This is a genomic window from Streptomyces sp. NPDC021019, from assembly GCF_044333295.1.
Taxonomy (GTDB): Bacteria; Actinomycetota; Actinomycetes; order Streptomycetales; family Streptomycetaceae; genus Streptomyces.
This window is the reverse complement of sequence record NZ_JBIRQR010000002.1, coordinates 633,146-654,138: the sequence shown is the minus strand read 5'-3', so window position 1 is coordinate 654,138 and position 20,993 is coordinate 633,146. Positions and strand designations below refer to the sequence as shown.

At 70.8% G+C, this 20,993-nt stretch carries 19 protein-coding genes; 10 read left to right on the top strand and 9 right to left on the bottom strand.

Features of this window, described 5'->3' with window-relative positions:
- The first annotated feature begins 91 nt into the window (after positions 1–91).
- Positions 92–592, top strand: coding sequence for a MerR family transcriptional regulator (locus ACH4RG_RS13860; RefSeq protein WP_397916646.1), 501 nt, complete (start codon positions 92–94; stop codon positions 590–592).
- Complete coding sequence (locus tag ACH4RG_RS13855; protein ID WP_398539532.1) at positions 592–1,617, top strand: aldo/keto reductase; 1,026 nt, start codon at positions 592–594, stop codon at positions 1,615–1,617. Before ACH4RG_RS13860 ends, ACH4RG_RS13855 begins: the two co-directional genes overlap by 1 nt.
- 71 nt (positions 1,618–1,688) lie before the next feature.
- Here ACH4RG_RS13855 and ACH4RG_RS13850 read toward each other — a convergent pair whose 3' ends face one another.
- From ACH4RG_RS13850 to ACH4RG_RS13820, 7 genes are all read right to left on the bottom strand, one after another.
- A complete protein-coding gene (locus ACH4RG_RS13850; protein ID WP_397932210.1) occupies positions 1,689–2,918 on the bottom strand; it encodes an acyltransferase in 1,230 nt (409 codons plus the stop codon).
- Positions 2,915–4,081 carry an alpha/beta hydrolase gene (locus tag ACH4RG_RS13845; RefSeq protein WP_398539531.1) on the bottom strand — a complete coding sequence of 389 codons (1,167 nt, stop codon included), beginning with the start codon at positions 4,079–4,081 and terminating at the stop codon, positions 2,915–2,917. Before ACH4RG_RS13845 ends, ACH4RG_RS13850 begins: the two co-directional genes overlap by 4 nt.
- 148 nt (positions 4,082–4,229) lie before the next feature.
- Complete coding sequence (locus ACH4RG_RS13840; protein WP_050361318.1) at positions 4,230–4,919, bottom strand: response regulator transcription factor; 690 nt, start codon at positions 4,917–4,919, stop codon at positions 4,230–4,232.
- The gene (locus ACH4RG_RS13835; RefSeq protein WP_397916642.1) at positions 4,916–6,253 is read right to left on the bottom strand and encodes a sensor histidine kinase; all 1,338 of its coding nucleotides are present in this window, start codon (positions 6,251–6,253) and stop codon (positions 4,916–4,918) included. Before ACH4RG_RS13835 ends, ACH4RG_RS13840 begins: the two co-directional genes overlap by 4 nt.
- Positions 6,254–6,398: 145 nt before the next feature.
- Positions 6,399–7,364, bottom strand: a complete 966-nt coding sequence (locus ACH4RG_RS13830; RefSeq protein ID WP_397916641.1) for a DUF4429 domain-containing protein — start codon at positions 7,362–7,364, stop codon at positions 6,399–6,401.
- A gap of 86 nt (positions 7,365–7,450) precedes the next feature.
- A complete protein-coding gene (locus ACH4RG_RS13825) occupies positions 7,451–8,659 on the bottom strand; it encodes an alpha/beta hydrolase (RefSeq protein ID WP_397916640.1) in 1,209 nt (402 codons plus the stop codon).
- Positions 8,660–8,900: 241 nt separating this feature from the next.
- Complete coding sequence (locus ACH4RG_RS13820) at positions 8,901–9,554, bottom strand: TetR family transcriptional regulator (RefSeq protein ID WP_397916639.1); 654 nt, start codon at positions 9,552–9,554, stop codon at positions 8,901–8,903.
- 250 nt (positions 9,555–9,804) lie between these two features.
- Here ACH4RG_RS13820 and ACH4RG_RS13815 point away from each other — a divergent pair, with 250 nt between their 5' ends.
- Together ACH4RG_RS13815 and ACH4RG_RS13810 are read left to right on the top strand one after the other, a co-directional pair.
- Positions 9,805–11,301 carry an MFS transporter gene (locus tag ACH4RG_RS13815; protein WP_397917222.1) on the top strand — a complete coding sequence of 499 codons (1,497 nt, stop codon included), beginning with the start codon at positions 9,805–9,807 and terminating at the stop codon, positions 11,299–11,301.
- Between the two features lie 176 nt (positions 11,302–11,477).
- Positions 11,478–11,870 carry a peptidase inhibitor family I36 protein gene (locus ACH4RG_RS13810; protein WP_397916638.1) on the top strand — a complete coding sequence of 131 codons (393 nt, stop codon included), beginning with the start codon at positions 11,478–11,480 and terminating at the stop codon, positions 11,868–11,870.
- 62 nt (positions 11,871–11,932) lie between these two features.
- Here the strand turns inward: ACH4RG_RS13810 and aceE are convergent, their stop codons facing one another.
- Positions 11,933–14,665, bottom strand: a complete 2,733-nt coding sequence (gene aceE / locus ACH4RG_RS13805; protein WP_397916637.1) for a pyruvate dehydrogenase (acetyl-transferring), homodimeric type — start codon at positions 14,663–14,665, stop codon at positions 11,933–11,935.
- Positions 14,666–15,162: 497 nt separating this feature from the next.
- On the opposite strand from aceE, the gene ACH4RG_RS13800 reads away from it, so the two are divergent.
- From ACH4RG_RS13800 to ACH4RG_RS13775, 6 genes are all read left to right on the top strand, one after another.
- On the top strand, positions 15,163–15,600 hold the full coding sequence (locus ACH4RG_RS13800; protein ID WP_030585952.1) for a DUF3052 domain-containing protein: 438 nt from the start codon (positions 15,163–15,165) through the stop codon (positions 15,598–15,600).
- Between the two features lie 195 nt (positions 15,601–15,795).
- A complete protein-coding gene (locus ACH4RG_RS13795) occupies positions 15,796–16,254 on the top strand; it encodes a peroxiredoxin (protein WP_397916636.1) in 459 nt (152 codons plus the stop codon).
- Between the two features lie 138 nt (positions 16,255–16,392).
- A complete protein-coding gene (locus ACH4RG_RS13790; protein ID WP_003969402.1) occupies positions 16,393–16,968 on the top strand; it encodes a TerD family protein in 576 nt (191 codons plus the stop codon).
- Positions 16,969–17,155: 187 nt separating this feature from the next.
- Positions 17,156–17,731: a TerD family protein gene (locus tag ACH4RG_RS13785; RefSeq protein WP_397916635.1), complete on the top strand. Its 576-nt coding sequence runs from the start codon at positions 17,156–17,158 to the stop codon at positions 17,729–17,731.
- 133 nt (positions 17,732–17,864) lie between these two features.
- Entirely contained in the window at positions 17,865–19,016 is a 1,152-nt protein-coding gene (locus ACH4RG_RS13780) for a DUF475 domain-containing protein (protein WP_397916634.1), read from the top strand.
- A 128-nt stretch (positions 19,017–19,144) separates the two neighbouring features.
- On the top strand, positions 19,145–19,879 hold the full coding sequence (locus ACH4RG_RS13775; protein WP_397916633.1) for a Tellurium resistance: 735 nt from the start codon (positions 19,145–19,147) through the stop codon (positions 19,877–19,879).
- 90 nt (positions 19,880–19,969) lie between these two features.
- Here the strand turns inward: ACH4RG_RS13775 and ACH4RG_RS13770 are convergent, their stop codons facing one another.
- On the bottom strand, positions 19,970–20,902 hold the full coding sequence (locus tag ACH4RG_RS13770) for a TerD family protein (RefSeq protein WP_397916632.1): 933 nt from the start codon (positions 20,900–20,902) through the stop codon (positions 19,970–19,972).
- Positions 20,903–20,993 lie beyond the last annotated feature (91 nt).

The window sequence follows — 20,993 nt, the reverse complement described above, 5'->3', positions numbered from 1 at the left end:
ACCCGCTGTTTTCCGCTGTTCCCGCCGTTCCCGCTCGCTTCGAGACATTCCCCTTGCTTCGAGTGCACTCCAAGGATTTAGCGTGGAGGGCATGACGGTGATCGACAGAACCTCCCGGAGCACTCCCGCGACCATCGCACACCCACCGCCCTCGCCGGCGGTGGACGCCTGCGCGGCCGCCCCGAAGCCGCACCCGCGCCCCGCGGGCAGGGACAGCTACACGATCAGCGAGGTCGTCGCCTTCACCGGACTCACCGCGCACACGCTGCGCTGGTACGAGCGCATCGGGCTCATGCCCCACGTCGACCGTTCGCACACCGGCCAGCGCCGCTTCAGCAACCGCGACCTCGACTGGCTGGCCTTCGTCGGCAAGCTGCGGCTGACCGGGATGCCCGTCGCCGACATGGTGCGGTACGCGGAGCTGCTGCGCGAGGGCGCGTCCACCTTCGAGGCACGGCAGGAACTGCTGGAGTCGACGCGCCGCGACGTGATCACGCGGATCGCGGAGCTCCACGACACCCTCGCCGTCCTCGACCACAAGATCGAGTTCTACGCGGGCGCCCGCAGGGCGCCGGAGAGGCACAGCGCCTGATGACCGACAGCGACAGGAACACGATCGCCACCGTGGAGCTGGGCGGCGACGGCGGACCGCGCGTCGGCGTCCAGGGACTCGGCTGCATGGGCATGAGCGAGTTCTACGGCGGCACCGACGAGCGCTCCGCCCGGGACACCCTGGACGCGGCCCTGGAAGCCGGCGTCACACTCTTCGACACCGCCGACGTCTACGGGCGCGGGGCCAACGAGGAGTTCCTCGCGCCGTTCGTCGGGGCCCACCGGGACGAGATCACCCTCGCCACCAAGTTCGCGCTGGTGCGCTCCGACAGTCCCGGGTACCGGGGCGTGCGCAACGACCCCGCGTACCTCCGCACCGCTGTCGAGGCGAGCCTGCGCCGGCTGGACACCGACGTCATCGACCTCTACTACATGCACCGCCGCGACCCGGCCGTCCCGTTCGCCGAATCGGTCGGCGCGATGGCGGAACTGGTCCAGCAGGGCAAGATCAAGCAGATCGGGCTGAGCGAGGTGACGGGCCCCGAGCTGCGCGCGGCGCACGCGGTGCACCCGATCGCCGCCCTCCAGTCGGAATGGTCGCTCTTCAGCCGGGACGTGGAGAAGAGCGCGCTCGGTGCGGCGGTGGACCTGGGCGTCACCCTCGTGCCGTACTCGCCGCTCGGCCGGGGCTTCCTCACCGGAGCCTTCACCGACGCCGGCAAGGACCTGGGCGAGGGCGACTTCCGCAAGCAGCAGCCGCGCTTCACCGGCGACAACGCCCGCACCAACGCGGCCCTCCTGGAGCCCGTCCACGCAATCGCCGCCGCGCACGGGGCGACCGCCGCCCAGGTGGCCCTCGCCTGGGTACACCAGCGGGCCCGGGTGCACGGACTGACCGTGGTCCCGATCCCCGGCACCCGCAAGCGGAGCCGCCTGCTGGAGAACGTGGCGGCGACCGGGCTGACGCTGACGGCCGAGGAGCTGGCCCTGCTGGAGCCGATCGCGGGCCGGGTGGCCGGGGGCCGGTACCCGGACATGAGCCTGACGTCCGAGGCCCGGGAGTAGCCCGCAGCCGTACGCGGCGATCGCTTGGTTCATGAAGTTCCTGACGCCCCGGCCGCGCCCCGGGCCATGCCTCACGCCAGCCCCAGCGCGAACACCGCGAACCCCGCCGCGAGCAGCCCCGCCAGCGCACGGCGGGCGTTCGCGGCGCGGGTGCCCGCCTGCCACGGGGCCTCGAAGTGGCGCGCGTACCGGGCGATCAGCACCAGCAGCCCCGCGAACACCGGCAGCCAGGCGATCCGGGCGAGGATCCACCCCACCGTGTCCGGGGCGGTCGTCAGTCCCGCCACCGCTGTCCCCGCCCCGGCGAGCGAGGCCGGTACGGCGGCGGCCAGCATCGCGGTCTGGTGCCAGCACAGGATCGTCATCGCGGACAGGTTGACCACCACGACCGGCGCCCAGAGCAGCGGCTTGCGCAACAGCCGCCCCAGCCGGTCGCGCAGCAGGATCGCCGCCCCGCTCTGCGCCGCCGCCAATGCCACCACCAGCAGCGACGGCGGGTGCGAGTTCGTCCGGGCCTCGCCCGGCACCCCGACCATCGACGCCGGGTAGTGGAAGGCGAGCAGCAGCGCGGCGAACAGCGCCCCGCCGCCGATCAGCAGCAGCCGGGCCCCGCGCCTCCCGATCCGCCCCTCGCCCCAGGACACGCCCAGCTGATACGCGAAGAGCCAGCCGGGCAGGATGTTGAGCACGCTCAGCCACGACGGCATCGCCTCCGCGAACGGCCCGTAGCGCAGGAAGTCCACCACCGCGACCGACGCCAGCAGCGGCAGTGCCGCCCATCCGCCGAGCTTCCGCGCCAGCGTGACGCAGACCGGGGTGAGGGCCGTGACCACCGTGTACACCCCGACGAACCAAAGCGGCTGGATCACCAGTGTCGACCCCGTACGCAGGGTGTCGCCGGGCACGCCCAGCGCGGACAGCACCGCCAGCAGCACCGCCCACACGGCGGTCACCCCGAGCACCGGCCGGCCGAGGCGGGCCAGCCGGCCGCCCAGCCAGGCGGCCGTCGTCGAGGCCCTGCGGCGGAAGGAGAGCACCGAGGCGTACCCGCCGACGAGGAAGAAGATGCCCAGCATCTGGAGCACCCAGCTCGCGGGCGCGAGACCGGCGAACGTCGAGAGCGGGCTCGCGTTGTGCAGGCCGTCGGCGTCCAGCCGGAACCCGCCGAGCATCCAGTGACCGAGCGGCACGGCGAGCAGCGCCAGCGCCCGCAGGCCGTCGATCGCCCGGTCGCGGTGGGCGGGGGTGGACGCGTCGACGCGGGCGGCGAGCCGCCGGCCGTTCTCCAGCAGGGCGTTCATCGGGCCACTCCTTCCAGGGCCGGTGCGGCCTCCAGGGCCAGGGCGGCCCTCAGTGCGGGGGCGGCCTCCAGGGCCGGGGCGGCTTCTGCCGGGTCCGGTTCCGCCGTGTCCGGGGCCACTTCCGCCGCGTCGCCGCGCGCGATGGCGGCGAAGGTCCGCAGCGAATCCGTCCCGGGCTCGAAGTAGCCGGCATGCCCCCGGGCCTCGTCCGCCGGCACCCGGCGGGCGCCGAACGCCGGATCGGTCGGGTCCACCCCGTGACCGAGGCCCGCGAAGCGCACGTTCGGCACGTCGTCGATCCAGTCGGTCGGGTCCTTCGCCGCCCAGACCCGGGCGCTCGTCCGCAGCCCGCCCACGTCGTCGGCGCGCATCCCGGGGGAGCCGAGGACCACCAGGTCGGTGGCGGGAAGGCGGTGCGCGGCCAGGCCGCAGACCACCGAGCCGTAGCTGTGGCAGAACACGGCCGGCACGGGCAGCCCGTCCGCCGTCAGTCCCTCCGTGAACCGGGTCAGCCGCCCGGCCCCCGCCTCCGCGAGGCCGCCGGTGGCCGCGTCGATGCCGACGCCCACCGGGGTGGTGTACCCGACCCAGGCGATGACGGCGGTCCCCGGACCGGCCGCGGTGTGCAGGGTCCTGGCCATGCCGGCCGGAGCCCCGTGGCTCGCGACCGTCCGGTCGAAGGTCCCGGCGTCGTTGTCGGACCCCGGCACCACCACCGACACCCGGTGCGCCGTGCGCAGGTCCCCGTAGACCTCGGCGACCTGGCCGCGTCCGCGCGGATCGAACGCGAGGATCCGGCGGCCGGGGGCGGCGAGCGAGCGGTAGCGGGGGTCGTCCTCGGCGGCCAGCGCGAGGGAGTTGGCGCGGTAGCGCAGTTCGAGGGGCGCCCCGTCGAGATTCCCGACGACGGACGGGTGGCGGACGAGCAGGAGTTGCCGCTCGTCGGCGCTCAACCCCGCGAAGAACGACGCGACTTCGGCAGGCGTGGCACGCTCCGGATCGGGCAACCCCGACCCCGACACCCGGTCCGCCCGCCACTGCGCACTGCCCGGCGGCGGCCCGGTCAGCGCCTGCTGCGCATCCCCCGAAACCCAGCCCGCGGTCCCCGCCACCACACTGGTGGCCAGTGCGAACGCGACCATGGTCCTCGCGTAGCGACGCATCGTGCCCTCCCTCTCCGGATCCGCACCGATGGGTGCGGCCGGGAGGAAGGTAGGAAGAGGACGGGTGAGGGGGCGTCACACCGGAGGGCCAACCGCGAGGTGATACCGGGGTAGGGGGTGGGCCGGAAGACGTGGGCCTTGCGGGCTTCTACGCCCCCGCGTCCCCCGGCGTCACCAGCCCCGACTCGTACGCGAAGATCACCGCCTGCGCCCGGTCCCGCAGGTCCAGCTTGGCCAGCACCCGCCCGATGTGCGTCTTGACGGTCTGCTCGGCCAGCACCAGCCGCCCCGCGATCTCCTGGTTCGACAGCCCCCGGGCGATCAGCTCCAGCACCTCGCTCTCGCGCGGGGTCAGCCCGTTCAGCCGGAGCGCCTGGCCGCCGCGCGTCGCCCCGGAGGGCCGCTGCGCCGCGAAGTCCGCGATCAGCCGCCGGGTCACCGAGGGCGCGAGCAGCGCGTCCCCGGCCGCCACCACCCGTACCGCCGCGATCAGATCGGCGGGCGGGGCGTCCTTCAGCAGGAACCCGGACGCGCCGGCCCGCAACGCCTCGTACACGTAGTCGTCCACGTCGAACGTGGTGAGCATCAGGACCTTCGGCCGGTGCACCACCCCCACCGGCGGGTTCAACAGCTCGCGCGCGGCGGCCAGTCCGTCCATCTCCGGCATCCGCACGTCCATCAGGACGACGTCGGGGTGCTGGTTGCGGCTGACGTCGACGCCCTGGCGGCCGTCAGCCGCCTCGCCCACCACGTCGATGTCGCTCTGCGCCGCCAGCAGCGCCGCGAATCCGGCCCGCACCATGGCCTGGTCGTCGACGATGATCACGCGGATGGTCACAGATCCTCCGAAGGGGGTGGGGCGGACGGCGACACGGCCGGAGGCAGCGGCATCCGGGCGGCCACCCGGAACCCGCCGTCGGGCAGCGGCCCGGTGTCCAGCGTGCCGCCGGTCAACCGTACGCGCTCCCGCATCCCCACCAGCCCGTGCCCGGTCCCCGCGCTCTCCAACGGCGCTGCGGGCTTCGGCGCGGGGCCGTTGACGATCAGCACGTTCAGATGGCCGTCGGCCACCCGGACCGAGACCTGGGTGCGCGCCCCGGGCGCGTGCCGCACCACATTGGCCAGCGCCTCCTGCACGATCCGGTACGCCGACAGATCCACCGCCGGCGGCACCTCGCCCAACTCGGCTGCGAGGGAAAGCTCCGCCGGCAGCCCGGCCCGTACGGTCGCCTCCACCAACTGCTGGAGCCGGTCCAGGCCCGGCTGCGGCGCCCGGTCGCCCTCGGTGCCGTCGCTGCGCAGCACCGACAGCAGCCGCCGCATCTCACCGAGGGACTCCCGCGCCGCCGCCGCGATCGAGGCGAACTCCTCCCGCGCCGGCTCCGAGAGCCCGGAGATCCGGTACGGCGCGGAGTCGGCCTGCACGGTGATCACCGACATGTGGTGCGCGACCACGTCGTGCAGCTCCCGGGCGATCCGCGTCCGTTCCTCCAGCAGCGTGCGCTGCGCCCGTTCCGCCTCGCTGATGGTCTCCTGCTCGGCCAGCCGCCGCGTCGCCTCGCTCCGCTCCCGTACGGCACCGCCGATCACGAGGACCACCGCGCCGAGGATCGGCAGCAGCAGGGCGCTGCCGGTGTTGCGGTCCGCCGGCGCGATCAGATGCAGCACCAGACCGGCCGCGCCCGTCGCCAGCCAGACGCCGACCGAGGTCCGCCGTGTCTCGCGCAGACCGAGGGCCAGCAGCAGGAAGAGGTACGAGACCAGCACCGGGGGGATCCACGGCCAGACGTCGTGCCGCTCGTCCGGGTGGGCCAGCAGCACCAGCGCGCCCACGATGTCGGCGGGGAAGATGATCCACCACGCGTGGAGAGGCCGGTGGGCCAGCATCAGCAGGGGGGCGGACTGGGCCACCCCGAGGGCCCCGGCCAGTGCGCCCGGCACGCCGTACTGCGAGGTCAGGACGTTGATGGTGACCGGAATGAAGGTCGCGGTCAGGGCGAGCACCACGACGTACGGCAGCAGTCGCTGCCACCGCTTCGGGGCGTTCGCCAGCAGCGGGGTGGACGGATGGGACGCGTGGGACAGCCCGTGGGCGAGCTCGCGCAGATTGCGGCGGGCGGCGCTCAGCAGGCCGTCGGCGGGCGGCGGGGGCCCGGCGGGGGAAGTGGACATGGCCCGGTCAGCCTAGGCAAGTCCGGGGGCGCGGGGCGTCATACCGGGGTCCCGATCCCCGGCGCATCCGCCTCATACCCCGGTACGGCCCGGCCCCCTCCCCGGGTGGGCGACGGGCCTCTGCCCGGAGGGGCCCCGTACGGGGTCACAGCTCCGCGAGCAGTTGGGCCTTCTTCGCGCTGTACTCGGCGTCCGTCACCAGTCCGGCCCGGTGCAGCTCGCCGAGGTGATGTATCCGCTCGGCGATGTCCGCCGGATCGCGCCGCCCGGCGTTCACCAGGACCGGGGCGGAGGCGGCGGGTGCGGGCTGGGTCCGGCGTACGGATTCCAGGACGGCGGCGGCGAAGGGCAGCGACTCGTGCACCGGCCCGTAGCCCAGGCCGAACAGCACGGCCGCCGGATCCTGGTCCGCGGTGGCGGCCGGAGGCTCGGCGGGCACGCCCGCGGGCGCCTCGCCGTCCGGGCCCCCGCAGCCGCCGGCGCCGCGCAGATCGCCCAGGCTGCCACCGGTGCGGTGGTCGACCGGGGCCGCCGCGCGGGGTACCAGACGCAGATAGCCGTCCAGCGCCTCGGGCGAGCGCCACACGATTCCGGCCAGTTCGCTCACCCGGAAGCTCTGGTCGCCGGCCTTCCACTTGGCGCTGGAGGCCCCGGTCCAGGACCACCGGAAGGAGATCCGCTCGCCGTCGAAGCTGGCCCGGCCGTCGTACGCCTTGAAGTTCATCGGGGCATCGGGGGCCGCCACCAGGAACCGGTCGGAGCTCTCGCCGGACGCCGGGTCCAGCAGGGCCCGCAGCTCGTCCGCGTAGTACTCGGCGAGCACCTCCCGCTCCGCCGGAAGCACCAGGCGATAGGGGTCGCACCCCTCCTTGAGCTGCCCGGAGGCAGCCTCCACCAGAGGATCGGCACCCGCTCTCGGCACGGCACGCAGAACCACCGTGCCCCGCTTGCCGGGGGTCAGCGTCACCGACGACAGGGCCGCATACGGGATGCGGCGTTCCCGCAGGCTCTGGAAGAGCTTCGGTGTGCGGATGCCCCGTTCGAAGCGGATGAGCACGGAGTCGGCGTCGAACTCCCAGGTGGCATGAATTCCGGCCAGCACATCACCCATGGGCCTCATCGTATGCGGCACGGTCGCCCGCGTCCCCCCTCGGAGCAAGTCGCTATTAATCCGCCCGACACCGGCCTCTACGCGCGTCAGCCGTCCCGCTCACCGGAAATACCGCTGTGGCAGGCGCCGTCGGCACTCGCACAGCTGACCGATCCGTACGCTCCGACGCCGATCGCGGCGAAGTTGTCCAGGCTCTCGGTGCCCGGTTCGAAGTATCCGCTGTGCCCGGCGGCGCCGGCCGCCGAGACGATCCGCGCGCCGAAGCCCGGGTCCACCGGGTCGGCCCCGTGACCGATCCCGCCGAACTCCAGATGGGGTACGTCCCCGATCCAGTCGTCCCCGTCCCGCGTCGCCCAGATCCGGGCGCCGGTCCCCAGCTGCCCGGCGCTGGCGGCCCGCATGCCGGGGCTGCCGGCGACCGCGATGTCGGCCACCCGGTCGTGGGCCCGGTGCGCGGCCACCCCGCACACCACGGAGCCGTAGCTGTGACAGAACAGCGAGACCTTCGAGGAGCCTGGCAGCGCGCCGACCATCGCGTTCAGCCGGATCGCGCCGTTCGCCGCGAGCCCGCCCAGCGCCGCGTCCATGCCGAGGCCGGCCGGGGCCGTGTAGTCGGCCCACGCGATGACGGCCGTGCGGGTGCCCGGGGAGGCCGAGCGCTCCGCCTTGTACAGGGACTTGGCCATGCCGACGGGGGCCCGGTACGCGTGCGCGGTGCGTTCCAGGGTCAGCAGATGGGTGTCGACGCCCGGGACGACGACGGACACCCGGGCGGCCCGGTCGAGATCCCCGAACACCTCGGCCGCGCGGCCCTTCCCGGAGGGATCGAAGGCCAGGATCTGGCGTTGACCCGCGAGCATCGACCGGAACCGGCCGAGACGTGCCTCGGCCTCACCGCGCCCGTCCGGCGAGAGCTTCTCGTCGTGGGCCCGCGTCCTCTCCACGGCCACGGCCCGTCTGAGGGCCACCCGGTTGGCGTGGTAGCGCAGGGTCACCGGAGCGCCGTTCAGATTCCCCACCACCGACGGGTACTTGCCCGCGAGGGCGACCCGCTGTCCCGAGGTGAGGGTGGCGAAGAAGTGGGCCAGCCGATAGGCGGGGGAGTCGGCGTCCGGCAGCGAGCGGCCGGCGATCCGGTCCCTCGCCCAGGAGGCGAGCGCGAGCTCGCGCTCCCCGCGGGAGTGCTGATCGCGGACGGCGCTCCACCCCGTCGTCGCCAGCATCACGAACACCACCGCCACGGCGAGCAGAGCGCGCCATGCGGCCAACGTGGGTGAGGTGTCGAAGGAAGTCACTGCGCCACACCCTAGGAGACGCGTGCCGACCACCGTGGCGCGGGTGAGGTACATCACCCGTCCGCGAAGGGTTCATCACGGATTTCTCACACAGGGTCACCAGCGCCTGGTGGCCGCGCCACTCCCGACGCCTGTTCCGGACCTGTTTCGGACTCCGTCGCTACCGACGCCCGAACCGGACCCCGCCACTCCCGACGCCTGTTCCGGACCCGCCACTCGCGACGCCCGAACCGGAGTCGCGCTACCCCCGACGCCAGTCCCGGGCGAGGGCCGGGGCGAGCTGGTCGAGATACTCCTCGGTCAGGTCGCGCAGCGCCTCCACGGTCGGGTCGAGCCCCCGCCCCCACAGCTGACCGGTCACCCGCATCACCCCGGAGAACGCGGCGACGGCCACCCGCGGCCGGGGGTCCCGTTCCACGTCGAGCCCCTCGCGTTCCGCGATCAGCAGGGCGATCTGGTTCTCCAGGGCGACCCCGCGTCGCATGTGGGCGGCGATCAGGGAGGGGGTCGACTCGATCATCTGGTAGGTCCGCATGTGGAGATCGACGGAGACGACCTCCTCGATCGCCTCGCCGATGCTGTTCCACGCGCACAGCACCGCCCGGCGCATGGCCTCGAAGGGCGCTTCGTCCGCGGGGCGGCGGCGCAGCTCCTCGATGAAGCGGGACTCGACCATCTCCTGCACGGCGAAGGTGGCGTCCTCCTTGCTCGCGAAGTAGCGGAAGAAGGTGCGTTGGGAGACCTCCACGGCGTCGACGATCTCGTCGATGGTGGTGCGTTCGTACCCCTGGGTGGTGAACAGTTCGAGGGAGGCGCGTACCAGGGCGTCCCGGGTGCGCTGTTTCTTGCGTTCACGCAGTCCGGGTCGGGGCTCGACTGTCTGCCCGTCGGTCACGTACCGGTTCCTCTTTTCCCGTGTTTGTCCAGCTCAGCATATCTGTGAGCTACGTGTGAGCTACGCAACCGTTACTGTCACGTGAATTGGTTTGTCAAGTGTCAGTAGCTGTCACTAGTCTCGCCGTATGACTAGTCAGACCACCGTCGAGAAGGCGCCGCGGGAGCCGGAAGACAACGCAGTACCCGCCCCGGTCAAGGGGCTTCGCGGCCACCCCTGGCTGACCCTCTTCGCCGTCGCCCTCGGCGTGATGATGGTCGCCCTCGACGGCACCATCGTCGCCATCGCGAACCCCGCGATCAAGGAAGACCTCGATGCGTCGCTTGCCGACGTGCAGTGGATCACCAACGGCTATCTCCTGGCGCTCGCCGTCGCCCTGATCACCGCGGGCAAGCTGGGCGACCGGTTCGGCCACCGTCAGACCTTCCTGATCGGTATCGCGGGATTCGCGGTCTCCTCCGCCGCGATCGGTTTCTCCCAGGAGATCGTCCTGGTCGTTCTCTTCCGTGTGCTCCAGGGCCTGTTCGGCGCCCTGCTGATGCCGGCCGCACTCGGCCTGCTGCGCGCCACCTTCCCCGCCGAGAAGCTGAACATGGCCATCGGCATCTGGGGCATGGTCATCGGCGCGTCCACCGCGGGCGGCCCGATCGTCGGCGGTCTGCTCGTCGAGCACGTGAGCTGGCAGTCGGTCTTCTTCATCAACGTGCCGGTCGGCGTCGTCGCGCTCATCTTCGGTCTGGTGATCCTCAAGGACCACCGCGCCGCCAACGCGCCGCGCTCCTTCGACGTCCTCGGCATCGTGCTGCTCTCGGGCGCGATGTTCTCCCTCATCTGGGGCATCATCAAGGCCGGTGAGTCCTGGGGCTGGGGCGGCGCCTGGACCTGGATCTTCCTCGGGCTCGCGGTCGCTCTCTTCCTGGCCTTCGGCCTCTGGCAGACGCGGGTCAGGGAACCGCTCGTTCCGCTGACGATGTTCCGTTCCGTCCCGTTGACGGCCGGTGTCGTCCTCATGATGCTGATGGCCTTCGCCTTCATGGGCGGCCTCTTCTTCGTGACGTTCTTCCTCCAGGGCGTCCACGGCCTCAGCCCGGTCGACAGCGGTCTGCACCTGCTGCCGCTGACCGCCATGATGATCGTCTCCTCCCCGGTCGCAGGCCTGCTGATCACCAAGTTCGGACCCCGCGTCCCGCTGGTCGGAGGCATGGTCTGCACGGCCACCGCGATGTTCGGCATGACCACGCTCAGCGATTCCACCGGCACCTTCGCGATGTCCCTCTGGTTCGCCCTGCTCGGCTGCGGGCTCGCCCCGGTCATGGTCGGCGCGACCGAGGTCATCGTCGGCAACGCGCCCATGGAGCTGTCCGGCGTGGCCGGCGGTCTCCAGCAGGCCGCCATGCAGGTCGGCGGCGCGCTCGGCACGGCCGTCCTCGGAGCGGTCATGTCCTCGAAGGTCAGCTCCGAGTTCGCGGACAACTGGGCGGGCGCGGGCCTGCCCGGCACACCCGACCCGAAGCTGGAGGAGGCCGCCGAGTTCGGCATCGTCCCGGCCGAGGAGCTCGCCAAGGCTCCCGACATGACGCCGGACGTCATCGACACCATCGGCGGCGTCATCCACGACACGTTCATGTCCGGCATGGGCCTGGCCTTCACGGTCGCGGGCATCGTCGCCGTGATCGCCGCCTTCGTCGCCACTCTCACCAAGCGCGGCGAGAACGCCGAGGCGGGGGCCGGAGTCGGCCACATCTGACGCCCGAAGCGGCGCGGATCGTCAACACAGCGCAGGCCGGAGCCCCGCCGAATCCTTTCGGCGGGGCTCTCGCCTATCAGGGTGGCGCCCCCGGCCGCCCCTTCCGCACACCACGCCCGGTGACACAGAGTGAGCGGCGGAAGAAAACACCGACCAACCACGGGGGTTGATCCATCATGCGTACGACCGTCCTCGCGGCGGCCGCCCTGGCCGTCACCGCACTCGTTCCCCAGGCCCTGGCCCACGACCGGGCGGCGGCCGCCCCCGAGCGGCCCCCGGGCGTCGCCCTCGGGACCTGTGAGGCGGGCAGTCTCTGCCTCTGGAAGAAGCCCGACTTCACCGGCGCCCGCCACACCTTCGAGCTCTCCGGCGTGGACATCGAGAGCTGCGTCCCGCTGCCGAAGGGCGGCGACGCCCAGTCCCTCGCCAACCGCACCGGGCGGCCCGTCACCACCTACCAGTCCGCCGAGTGCGCCGAGACGGGGGAGTTCGAGACGTACCCCGGCGGCGGCACCTGGACGCCCCGCTCCCCGTACCAGGTACGAGCCTTCAAGATCTGGGAGAACTGAGCACGGACACGCGGGAGGGGCGGCGACGCTCCCGCGCCACCGCCCCTCCCGGAGGTCCCTGCTTACGCGTCGCCGCCCGCCGCGCCCGGATCGGCCGCGGCCACGTCCAGGAGCTCGTAGCGGTCCACCGCCGTCTTCAGGGCCGACCGGTCGACCTTGCCCTCCTTGGCCAGCTCGGTGAGGACCGCCAGCACGATCGACTGCGCGTCGATGTGGAAGAACCGGCGGGCCGCACCCCGGGTGTCCGCGAAGCCGAAGCCGTCCGCGCCCAGCGACTGGTAGGCGCCCGGCACCCAGCGCGCGATCTGGTCCGGAACCGAGCGCATCCAGTCCGAGACCGCCACGAACGGGCCCCGGGCCGCTTCGAGCTTCCTCGTCACGTACGGGACGCGCTGCTCCTCCTCCGGGTGCAGGAGGTTGTAGCGCTCCACGTCCACCGCCTCGCGGCGCAGCTCGTTCCAGGAGGTCGCCGACCAGACGTCCGCCTTGACGTTCCACTCGTCCGCGAGGATCTTCTGCGCCTCCAGGGCCCAGGGGACCGCCACACCGGACGCCATGATCTGGGCCGGGATCTCGCCCTTCTCACCGGTGCTGAAGCGGTGGATGCCCTTGAGAATGCCCTCGACGTCCACGTCCTCCGGCTCGGCCGGGTGCTGGATCGGCTCGTTGTAGACGGTGAGGTAGTAGAAGACGTCCTCGTTCGCCTCGCCGTACATCCGGCGCAGCCCGTCCTTCATGATGTGCGCGATCTCGAACCCGTACGCCGGGTCGTACGCGACACAGCCCGGGTTCGTCGAGGCGAGCAGCTGCGAGTGGCCGTCCGCGTGCTGGAGGCCCTCACCGGTCAGCGTCGTCCGGCCGGCGGTCGCGCCGAGCACGAAGCCGCGCGCGAGCTGGTCGGCCATCTGCCAGAACTGGTCGCCGGTGCGCTGGAACCCGAACATCGAGTAGAAGACGTACACCGGGATCAGCGGCTCACCGTGCGTGGCGTACGCCGAGCCGGCCGCGATCAGCGAGGCCGTGCAGCCCGCCTCGGAGATGCCGTCGTGCAGCATCTGACCCGTCGGGGACTCCTTGTACGCGAGCAGCAGATCGCGGTCGACCGCCTCGTACTGCTGACCGAGCGGGTTGTAGATCTTCGCACTCGGGAAGAACGCGTCCATGCCGAAGGTGCGGTACTCGTCGGGGGCGATCAGCACGAAACGCTTGCCGATCTCCTTGTCCCGCATGAGGTCCTTCAGGACACGGACGAACGCCATGGTGGTGGCGATCGACTGTGTGCCCGAACCCTTCTTCGCAGCCGCGTACGTCTTTTCCTCGGGCTGCGGAAGCGGCTTCGCACGCACCACACGGGTCGGGACGTAACCGCCCAGACCCTGGCGGCGGTCGTGCATGTACTGGATCTCCTCCGAGTCGCGACCCGGGTGGTAGTAGGGCGGGTAGCCCTCGTCCAGCTGCTTGTCCGTGATCGGGATGTGCAGCCGGTCCCGGAAGCGCTTGAGGTCCTCGACCGTGAGCTTCTTCATCTGGTGGGTCGCGTTGCGGCCCTCGAAGTTCGGCCCCAGCGTCCAGCCCTTGACCGTCTGCGCCAGGATCACCGTCGGCTGGCCCTTGTGCGCCTTGGCCGCCGCGTAGGCCGCGTAGACCTTGCGGTGGTCGTGGCCGCCGCGGCCCAGGTGCAGGATCTGCTGGTCGGTCATGTCCTTGACCATGTCCCGCAGCCGTGGATCGTCGCCGAAGAAGTGCTCGCGGATGTACTCACCGGTCTCGGTGGCGTACGTCTGGAACTGGCCGTCCGGCGTGGTGTTCAGCCTGTTGACCAGGATGCCCGTGCGGTCCTGCGCCAGCAGCGGGTCCCAGGAACGGTCCCAGACCAGCTTGATGACGTTCCAGCCGGCACCCCGGAACTGCGACTCCAGCTCCTGGATGATCTTCCCGTTGCCGCGCACCGGGCCGTCGAGCCGCTGGAGGTTGCAGTTGACCACGAAGGTCAGGTTGTCCAGGCCCTCACGGGCCGCGATGGACAGCTGGCCCAGGGACTCCGGCTCGTCCATCTCGCCGTCGCCCAGATAGGCCCACACGTGCGACTTGGAGGTGTCGGCGATGCCGCGCGCCTCCATGTAGCGGTTCATCCGCGCCTGGTAGATCGCGCCGAGCGGGCCGAGGCCCATCGAGACGGTCGGGAACTCCCAGAAGTCCGGCATCAGCCGCGGGTGCGGATAGCTGGACAGCCCGTTCGGGGCCTTCGACTTCTCCTGGCGGAACGCGTCGAGCTGCGCCTCGCTCAGCCGGTCCAGCAGGAACGCGCGGGCGTAGATCCCCGGGGACGCGTGTCCCTGGAAGAAGATCTGGTCGCCGCCGTCGCCCTGGTCCTTGCCCCGGAAGAAGTGGTTGAAGCCCACGTCGTACAGCGAGGCGGAGGAAGCGAACGTGGCGATGTGGCCGCCCACGCCGATTCCGGGACGCTGGGCCCGCGAGACCATCACCGCGGCGTTCCAGCGGGTCGCGTTGAGGATCTTGCGTTCGATCTCCTCGTCGCCGGGGAAGAACGGCTCGTCCTTCGTGGCGATCGTGTTCACGTAGTCCGTGCTGCGCATCTCCGGCACGGCGACGCGCTTCTCCCGCGCGCGCTCGATGAGCCGGAGCATCAGATAGCGGGCCCGCTCACGGCCGCGCTCGTCGACGGCGGCGTCGAGGGAGTCGAGCCATTCCCGGGTCTCCTCGGGATCAAAATCCGGGACCTGGCTCGGAAGGCCGCCAATGATGATCGGGTTGCGATCGGATCCGGAAGCCACACTGTTCCTTCGCTGTTCGGTGGTGCTCTACGGGGCCTGTTCCGGGGAACACGCCCCCGGGGACAACTCTGGGTGCGCCGCCTCCATCGTGCTACCGCGAGGGCCCGAACGTCATCTCTACCGTGGGGTAACCCTGAGGTTCCGAAACACGTCCACGGGGCACGAGCGGGGGCAGTACGCGGCCGGCTACGGGCAAACCGCAACCTTACGCCCAAGGCGTCCAAGTGTTCCCAAAGGCTGTTCGACTCCGATTGGCGGATCGAAACCGCATAAGCTGAGGAAGGACGTAAACGGATGGAGTGACCCGGGGGAGACCCAGGGAAGCCGCCGGAGAGACATGCCGGAACTTGCGGCGACGTGGCAGGGAACGTCACCGTATAGGCGGTCTCGCACACTGGGTACTTGCGCGATTCGCCGAGCCCGTGTGGACTACGGCCAACGCCCCGCGCACGCGCGTGGCTGCAGCATTTTCCGAAGACATGATCAGGAGGCAACCCGTGAGCGCGACCGCGGACCACGCGGAGGAGCGAACCAACCCGGCAGCACGCCTGGGGTTCGAGCCCGGACAAGTGGTCCAGGAGATCGGCTACGACGAAGACGTCGAGCTGGAGCTCCGTGAGGGCATTGAGGCCACTACCGGCCAGGAACTCGTCGACGAGGAGTACGACGACGTCGCAGACGTCGTCCTGCTCTGGTTCCGCGACGAGGACGGCGACCTTACGGACGCGCTGGTGGATGCCATTGGTCTGATCGAGGACGGCGGTACGGTCTGGCTGATGACGCCGAAGACCGGCCGTGACGGATACGTCGAACCGAGCGACATCAATGAGGCTGCCCAGACAGCCGGTCTCGCCCAGACCAAGAGCATCAGCGCGGGCAAGGACTGGACGGGCAGCCGTCTGGTCACCCCCAAGGGGGCCAAGGCCAAGCGCTGAACCGCTTTCGCACCATCCGGGGCCCCCGCGGGCGCACGCCGTGCCCGTGGGGGCCTTCGTGCGTCCACGGGCACGGCCTTTTCGGGACCGGTCCACGGCCCCTCCGGGAGTGGCCCGGGGCCCCTGCGTAGGGTGGGTGTCACCCGGGCGGATCCGGCCCGGGAAGCGGAGAAGCGGCGAAGGGATACGTGTTCCATGACGATCGAGGTCGGCAGTCGGGCCCCGGACTTCCAGCTCAAGGACAACCACGGCCGGACCGTGCGGCTGTCGGAGTTCCGCGGTGAGAAGAACGTGGTGCTGGTGTTCTACCCGTTCGCCTTCACCGGCGTCTGCACCGGCGAGCTGTGCGCGCTCCGCGACGAGCTGCCCCGCTTCGAGAACGAGGACACCCAGCTCCTCGCCGTCTCCAACGACTCCATCCACACCCTGCGCGTCTTCGCCGAGCAGGAGGGCCTGGAGTACCCGCTGCTGTCCGACTTCTGGCCGCACGGGGAGACCTCGCGGGCGTACGGCGTCTTCGACGAGGACAAGGGCTGCGCGGTGCGCGGCACCTTCGTCATCGACAAGGCGGGCGTCGTCCGCTGGAGCGTCGTGAACGGCCTCCCGGACGCCCGTGACCTGAACGACTACGTCAAGGCGCTCGAAGCGCTCTGAGACGATCTCCTGGCGACGCCCGGTCAAAAGCCTGTTTTGGCCGGGAACCGGTCACTAGGATCCACTCGTTGATCCGATGCCAATGAACGACGGGGAAGACGGCGTCCGCCGGCCCCTGAGAAAACTACTGGAGGACTCGTGGGAGTCAGCCTCAGCAAGGGCGGCAACGTCTCGCTGACCAAGGCCGCGCCCAACCTGACCGCGGTCATCGTCGGTCTGGGCTGGGACGCCCGCACCACCACCGGTGGTGACTTCGACCTCGACGCCAGCGCGCTGCTGGCGAACGCCGAGGGCAAGGTCGCCGCCGACGGCAATTTCGTCTTCTTCAACAACCTGAAGAGCCCCGACGGCTCCGTCGAACACACCGGTGACAACCTCACCGGTGAGGGCGAGGGCGACGACGAGGTCATCAAGGTGAACCTGGCCGGAGTGCCGGCCGACGTCGACAAGATCGTCTTCCCGGTCTCGATCTACGAGGCCGAGAGCCGCCAGCAGAGCTTCGGCCAGGTCCGCAACGCGTACATCCGCGTGGTCAACCAGGCCGACAACACCGAGCTCGCCCGCTACGACCTGAGCGAGGACGCCTCGACGGAGACCGCCATGGTCTTCGGCGAGCTCTACCGCAACGGCGCGGAGTGGAAGTTCCGCGCCATCGGCCAGGGATACGCCTCCGGCCTGCGCGGCATCGCCCAGGACTTCGGCGTCAACGTCTGACGTCACTGGGCCCCAGGTCCTGTCGTCGCACTCCCGGCGTCGCCCGCGGGCGGGCGGGAGTGCGACGACAGGGCCGGGGGGTGGCCGGCCCGATGCGCCGGACGCCCTCTGACCGGGCGCTTTCGACGCCCGGCCCCGGGCGTCGAAAGCGCCCGGCAGCGTTTTACACGACTCGGGGAGGACACACATGGGCGTCACGCTCGCCAAGGGAGGCAACGTCTCCCTCTCCAAGGTCGCACCGAACCTCACCCAGGTGCTGGTCGGGCTCGGCTGGGACGCACGCTCCACCACAGGAGCCGCTTTCGACCTCGACGCCAGCGCGCTGCTGTGCCAGTCGGGCCGCGTGCTCGGTGACGAGTGGTTCGTCTTCTACAACAACCTCACGAGCCCCGACGGCTCCGTCGAGCACACCGGTGACAACCTCACCGGGGAGGGCGACGGCGACGACGAGTCCGTCATCGTCCGTCTCGACCAGGTTCCCGCCCACTGCGACAAGATCCTCTTCCCGGTCTCGATCCATGACGCGGACAACCGGGGCCAGGCGTTCGGCCAGGTCAGCAACGCTTTCATCCGTGTGGTCAACCAGGCCGACGGCCAGGAACTGGCCCGCTACGACCTCAGCGAGGACGCCTCGACGGAGACCGCGATGATCTTCGGCGAGCTCTACCGGTACAACGGCGAGTGGAAATTCCGTGCCGTTGGCCAGGGGTACGCGTCCGGCCTGCGCGGCATCGCTCTAGACTTCGGCGTCAACGTTTCATAACCCCGCGCCCGGGCCTTTCGTCCGGATCACGTCGGACCCCGCGAGCCCGACATGATCCCGACGAAAGGCCCCAGGCGCCGGGGGAGCCCCGACGCACCGGGGGAGACCCTTTACCAACACGATGAGGTAGCCAGTGGTTCTGAAAACCTTCGGCTGGTCGTTCGCGGTCACCGCGCTCGGCCTGGTCGCGGCGATCTTCTACGGGGGGTGGCAGGCATTCGGCATCGTCGCGATCCTGTCCGTCCTGGAGATTTCGCTGTCCTTCGACAACGCGGTGATCAACGCCGGAATCCTGAAGAAGATGAATGCCTTCTGGCAGAAGATCTTCCTCACCATCGGCATCCTCATCGCCGTCTTCGGAATGCGGCTGGTGTTCCCCGTCGTGATCGTGGCCGTGAGCGCCCAGCTCGGGCCGATCGAGGCCATCGACCTGTCCTTCAACGACCCGGACAGGTACAAGGAACTGGTCACGGACGCCCATCCGTCGATCGCGGCCTTCGGTGGCATGTTCCTGTTGATGATCTTCCTCGACTTCATCTTCGACGAGGACCGTGACATCCACTGGCTGCGCTGGATCGAGCGCCCGCTCGCCAAGCTCGGCAAGGTCGACATGCTGTCGGTCTGCGTCGCGCTGATCATCCTGCTCATCACCGCCACGACCTTCGCGACCCAGGCCCACCAGCACGGTGGCGGGCACGCCGACAAGGCGGCCACGGTCATGCTCTCCGGCATCGCCGGTCTGATCACCTACCTCGTCGTCGGCGGGCTCTCCGGATTCTTCGAGGGCAAGCTGGAAGAGGAGGAGGAGCGCGAGCACGAGGCCGAGGAAGAGGCCAAGAAGAAGGGCAAGCCCGTCACCGGGGTCGCCCTCGCCGGAAAGGCCGCGTTCTTCCTCTTCCTCTACCTGGAAGTCCTGGACGCCTCGTTCTCCTTCGACGGCGTCATCGGCGCCTTCGCCATCACCAACGAGATCGTGCTGATGGCCCTCGGCCTCGGCATCGGCGCCATGTACGTCCGCTCGCTCACCGTCTACCTGGTGCGCGAGGGCACGCTCGACGACTACGTCTACCTGGAGCACGGCGCGCACTACGCGATCGGCGCGCTCTCGATCATCCTGCTGATCACCATCCAGCACCAGATCAACGAGTTCATCACCGGCTCGGTCGGCGTGATCCTGATCGCCCTCTCCTTCTGGTCCTCGGTCAGGCGCAACCGCGCCCTCGCCGCGGAATCCGATGGGGGCGGCGGCTCGGGAAGCAAGTCCGAAGTGTCCTCCGGGGTGTGACCCGGTAAGGATTGAGGAACGCTCTCTGCGGGGCGGCTCACACGGCGACGGCTCTCCGGGATCCCCCGGACCCGGCCCGGCGGCCGCCCCGCAGCGATGTCCGGGCGTGCGAACAGGTGGGGGTTGGTATGGGGTTCTTCGACGGCCTGTGGCCGGGGCGCGCGGCGCAGTTCGACTCGGGCAACTCGACGTCGAGCACCATCGTGCTGACCAAACGGAACGCCACGATCTCGCTCACCAAGCAGGGGGCCCTGTCGGGCAACCTCCGGGTCAACCTGTCCTGGCGGATGCGGACCTCGGACATCGAGGGCCGGTCGCGCCAGAGCGGCATGCTGCGGCGCCCTCTCCAGCTCTTCAAGCCCGAGGTGGTCCAGGCGCACACGCAGGGCGTGGTCAACGTCGACCTGGACCTCGGCTGCATGTACGAGCTGATGGACGGCACCAAGGGCGTCGTGCAGCCGCTGGGCAGCCTGATCGGCGACCTCAACGGGCCGCCGTATGTCCGGCTCAGCGGCGACGACCGGTTCGGGGCGCCCTCGGGGGAGACGGTCTACGTCAACCTCGACCAGCGCGACCAGATCAAGCGGCTGCTGTTCTTCGTCTACATCTACGACCGGACGCCCGCGTTCGACCGGACGCACGCCAAGGTCACGCTCTACCCGGGCAACGGCCCGCGCATCGAGATCGAGCTGGACGAGCGCGCACCGCAGGCCCGCTCGTGCGCGGTGTTCACCGTGGAGAACGTCAAGGACGAGCTGATCGTGCGGCGCGAAGTGAAGTTCGTCTACGGCTTTCAGTCGGAGCTGGACCGGCTGTACGGCTACGGCATGCAGTGGGGGCGCGGCTACAAGTCCCGGACCTGAGCCCGGACAGCCGTGAGAGCCCGAGAGCGCACACCGGAATCAGGGCCTACGCGGGAGACGGGGCGTACGCGGGGATCGGACCCGGGCAGCTCAGGACCGGACGAACTGCGGACCTTGTGGAGGCAGCACGAAATGGGGGTCGGGCGCGTGCGCGGCGGCTGCCGCGGGCTGCGGATAGCCGTACGCGGGCGGCTCGGCGGCAGGCTGCGGATAGCCGTACGCGGGCGGCTCGGCGGCAGGCTGCGGATAGCCGTACGCCGGCTGGTGGGCCACAGCGGCGGCAGCGGGAGGCACGACCGGCGGCGGATAGCCGTAGGAGGGCTGCTGGTGCTGGACCGTGGCCTGGGAGTCCGGCCCGGGGCCGGGCGGCACGGCGGGCGGCGGGGGCACGGCGGCCGGGAGGGGCCCCGCTGCCGCCGGAGCGGCCGGGTCCTGCGTCCCGCTCACCGCCTGCGCCCCGTTCACGGCCTCCGATTCGTCCACCGAGATACCGAAGGCGGTGGCCAGGCCGATCAGGCCGGTGGGATACCCCTGGCCGACCGCGCGGAACTTCCACCCCTCGCCGCGGCGGTAGAGCTCGCCGCAGATGATCGCCGTCTCTTCCCCGGTCTCCGGCCGGACATCGAACACCGCCAGTGGCTCGCCCTCGGCGAACGCGGCGTCGAAAAGGAGTATGCGCAGGTCCAGGACCTGCTCGAAGGCGGCCCCGTCGGAGGAGGCCGCGATGACCACCTGGTCCACCGACGCGTCGAGCGCCCCGAGGTCTGCCTCGACCGTGTCCGTCAGCCCTTCCGGGACACTGCGCTTCGGCAGCCGCCGGACCAGACCGGAGGGGTGCCGGGGCTGGTTGTAGAAGACGAAGTCCTCGTCGGACCGCACCCGGCCGGACGCACCGAGGAGCAGGGCGGAGGCGTCCACGTCGGGAACCCCGGCGCCCGGGGTCCAGCGCAGCACGGCCCGGACGGCCGCGGCATCGACGGGGACGTTCGAGCCCTTCAGCATCGTGTGCGTCATGACGGTCATCCTGCCTGCTGGGGGCCCACGCGGACAACGCGGGGGGCGGCACGACCGTGCCCGGCGGCGGTGTGGGGAGGGCGTGAAGATACCGCGACGA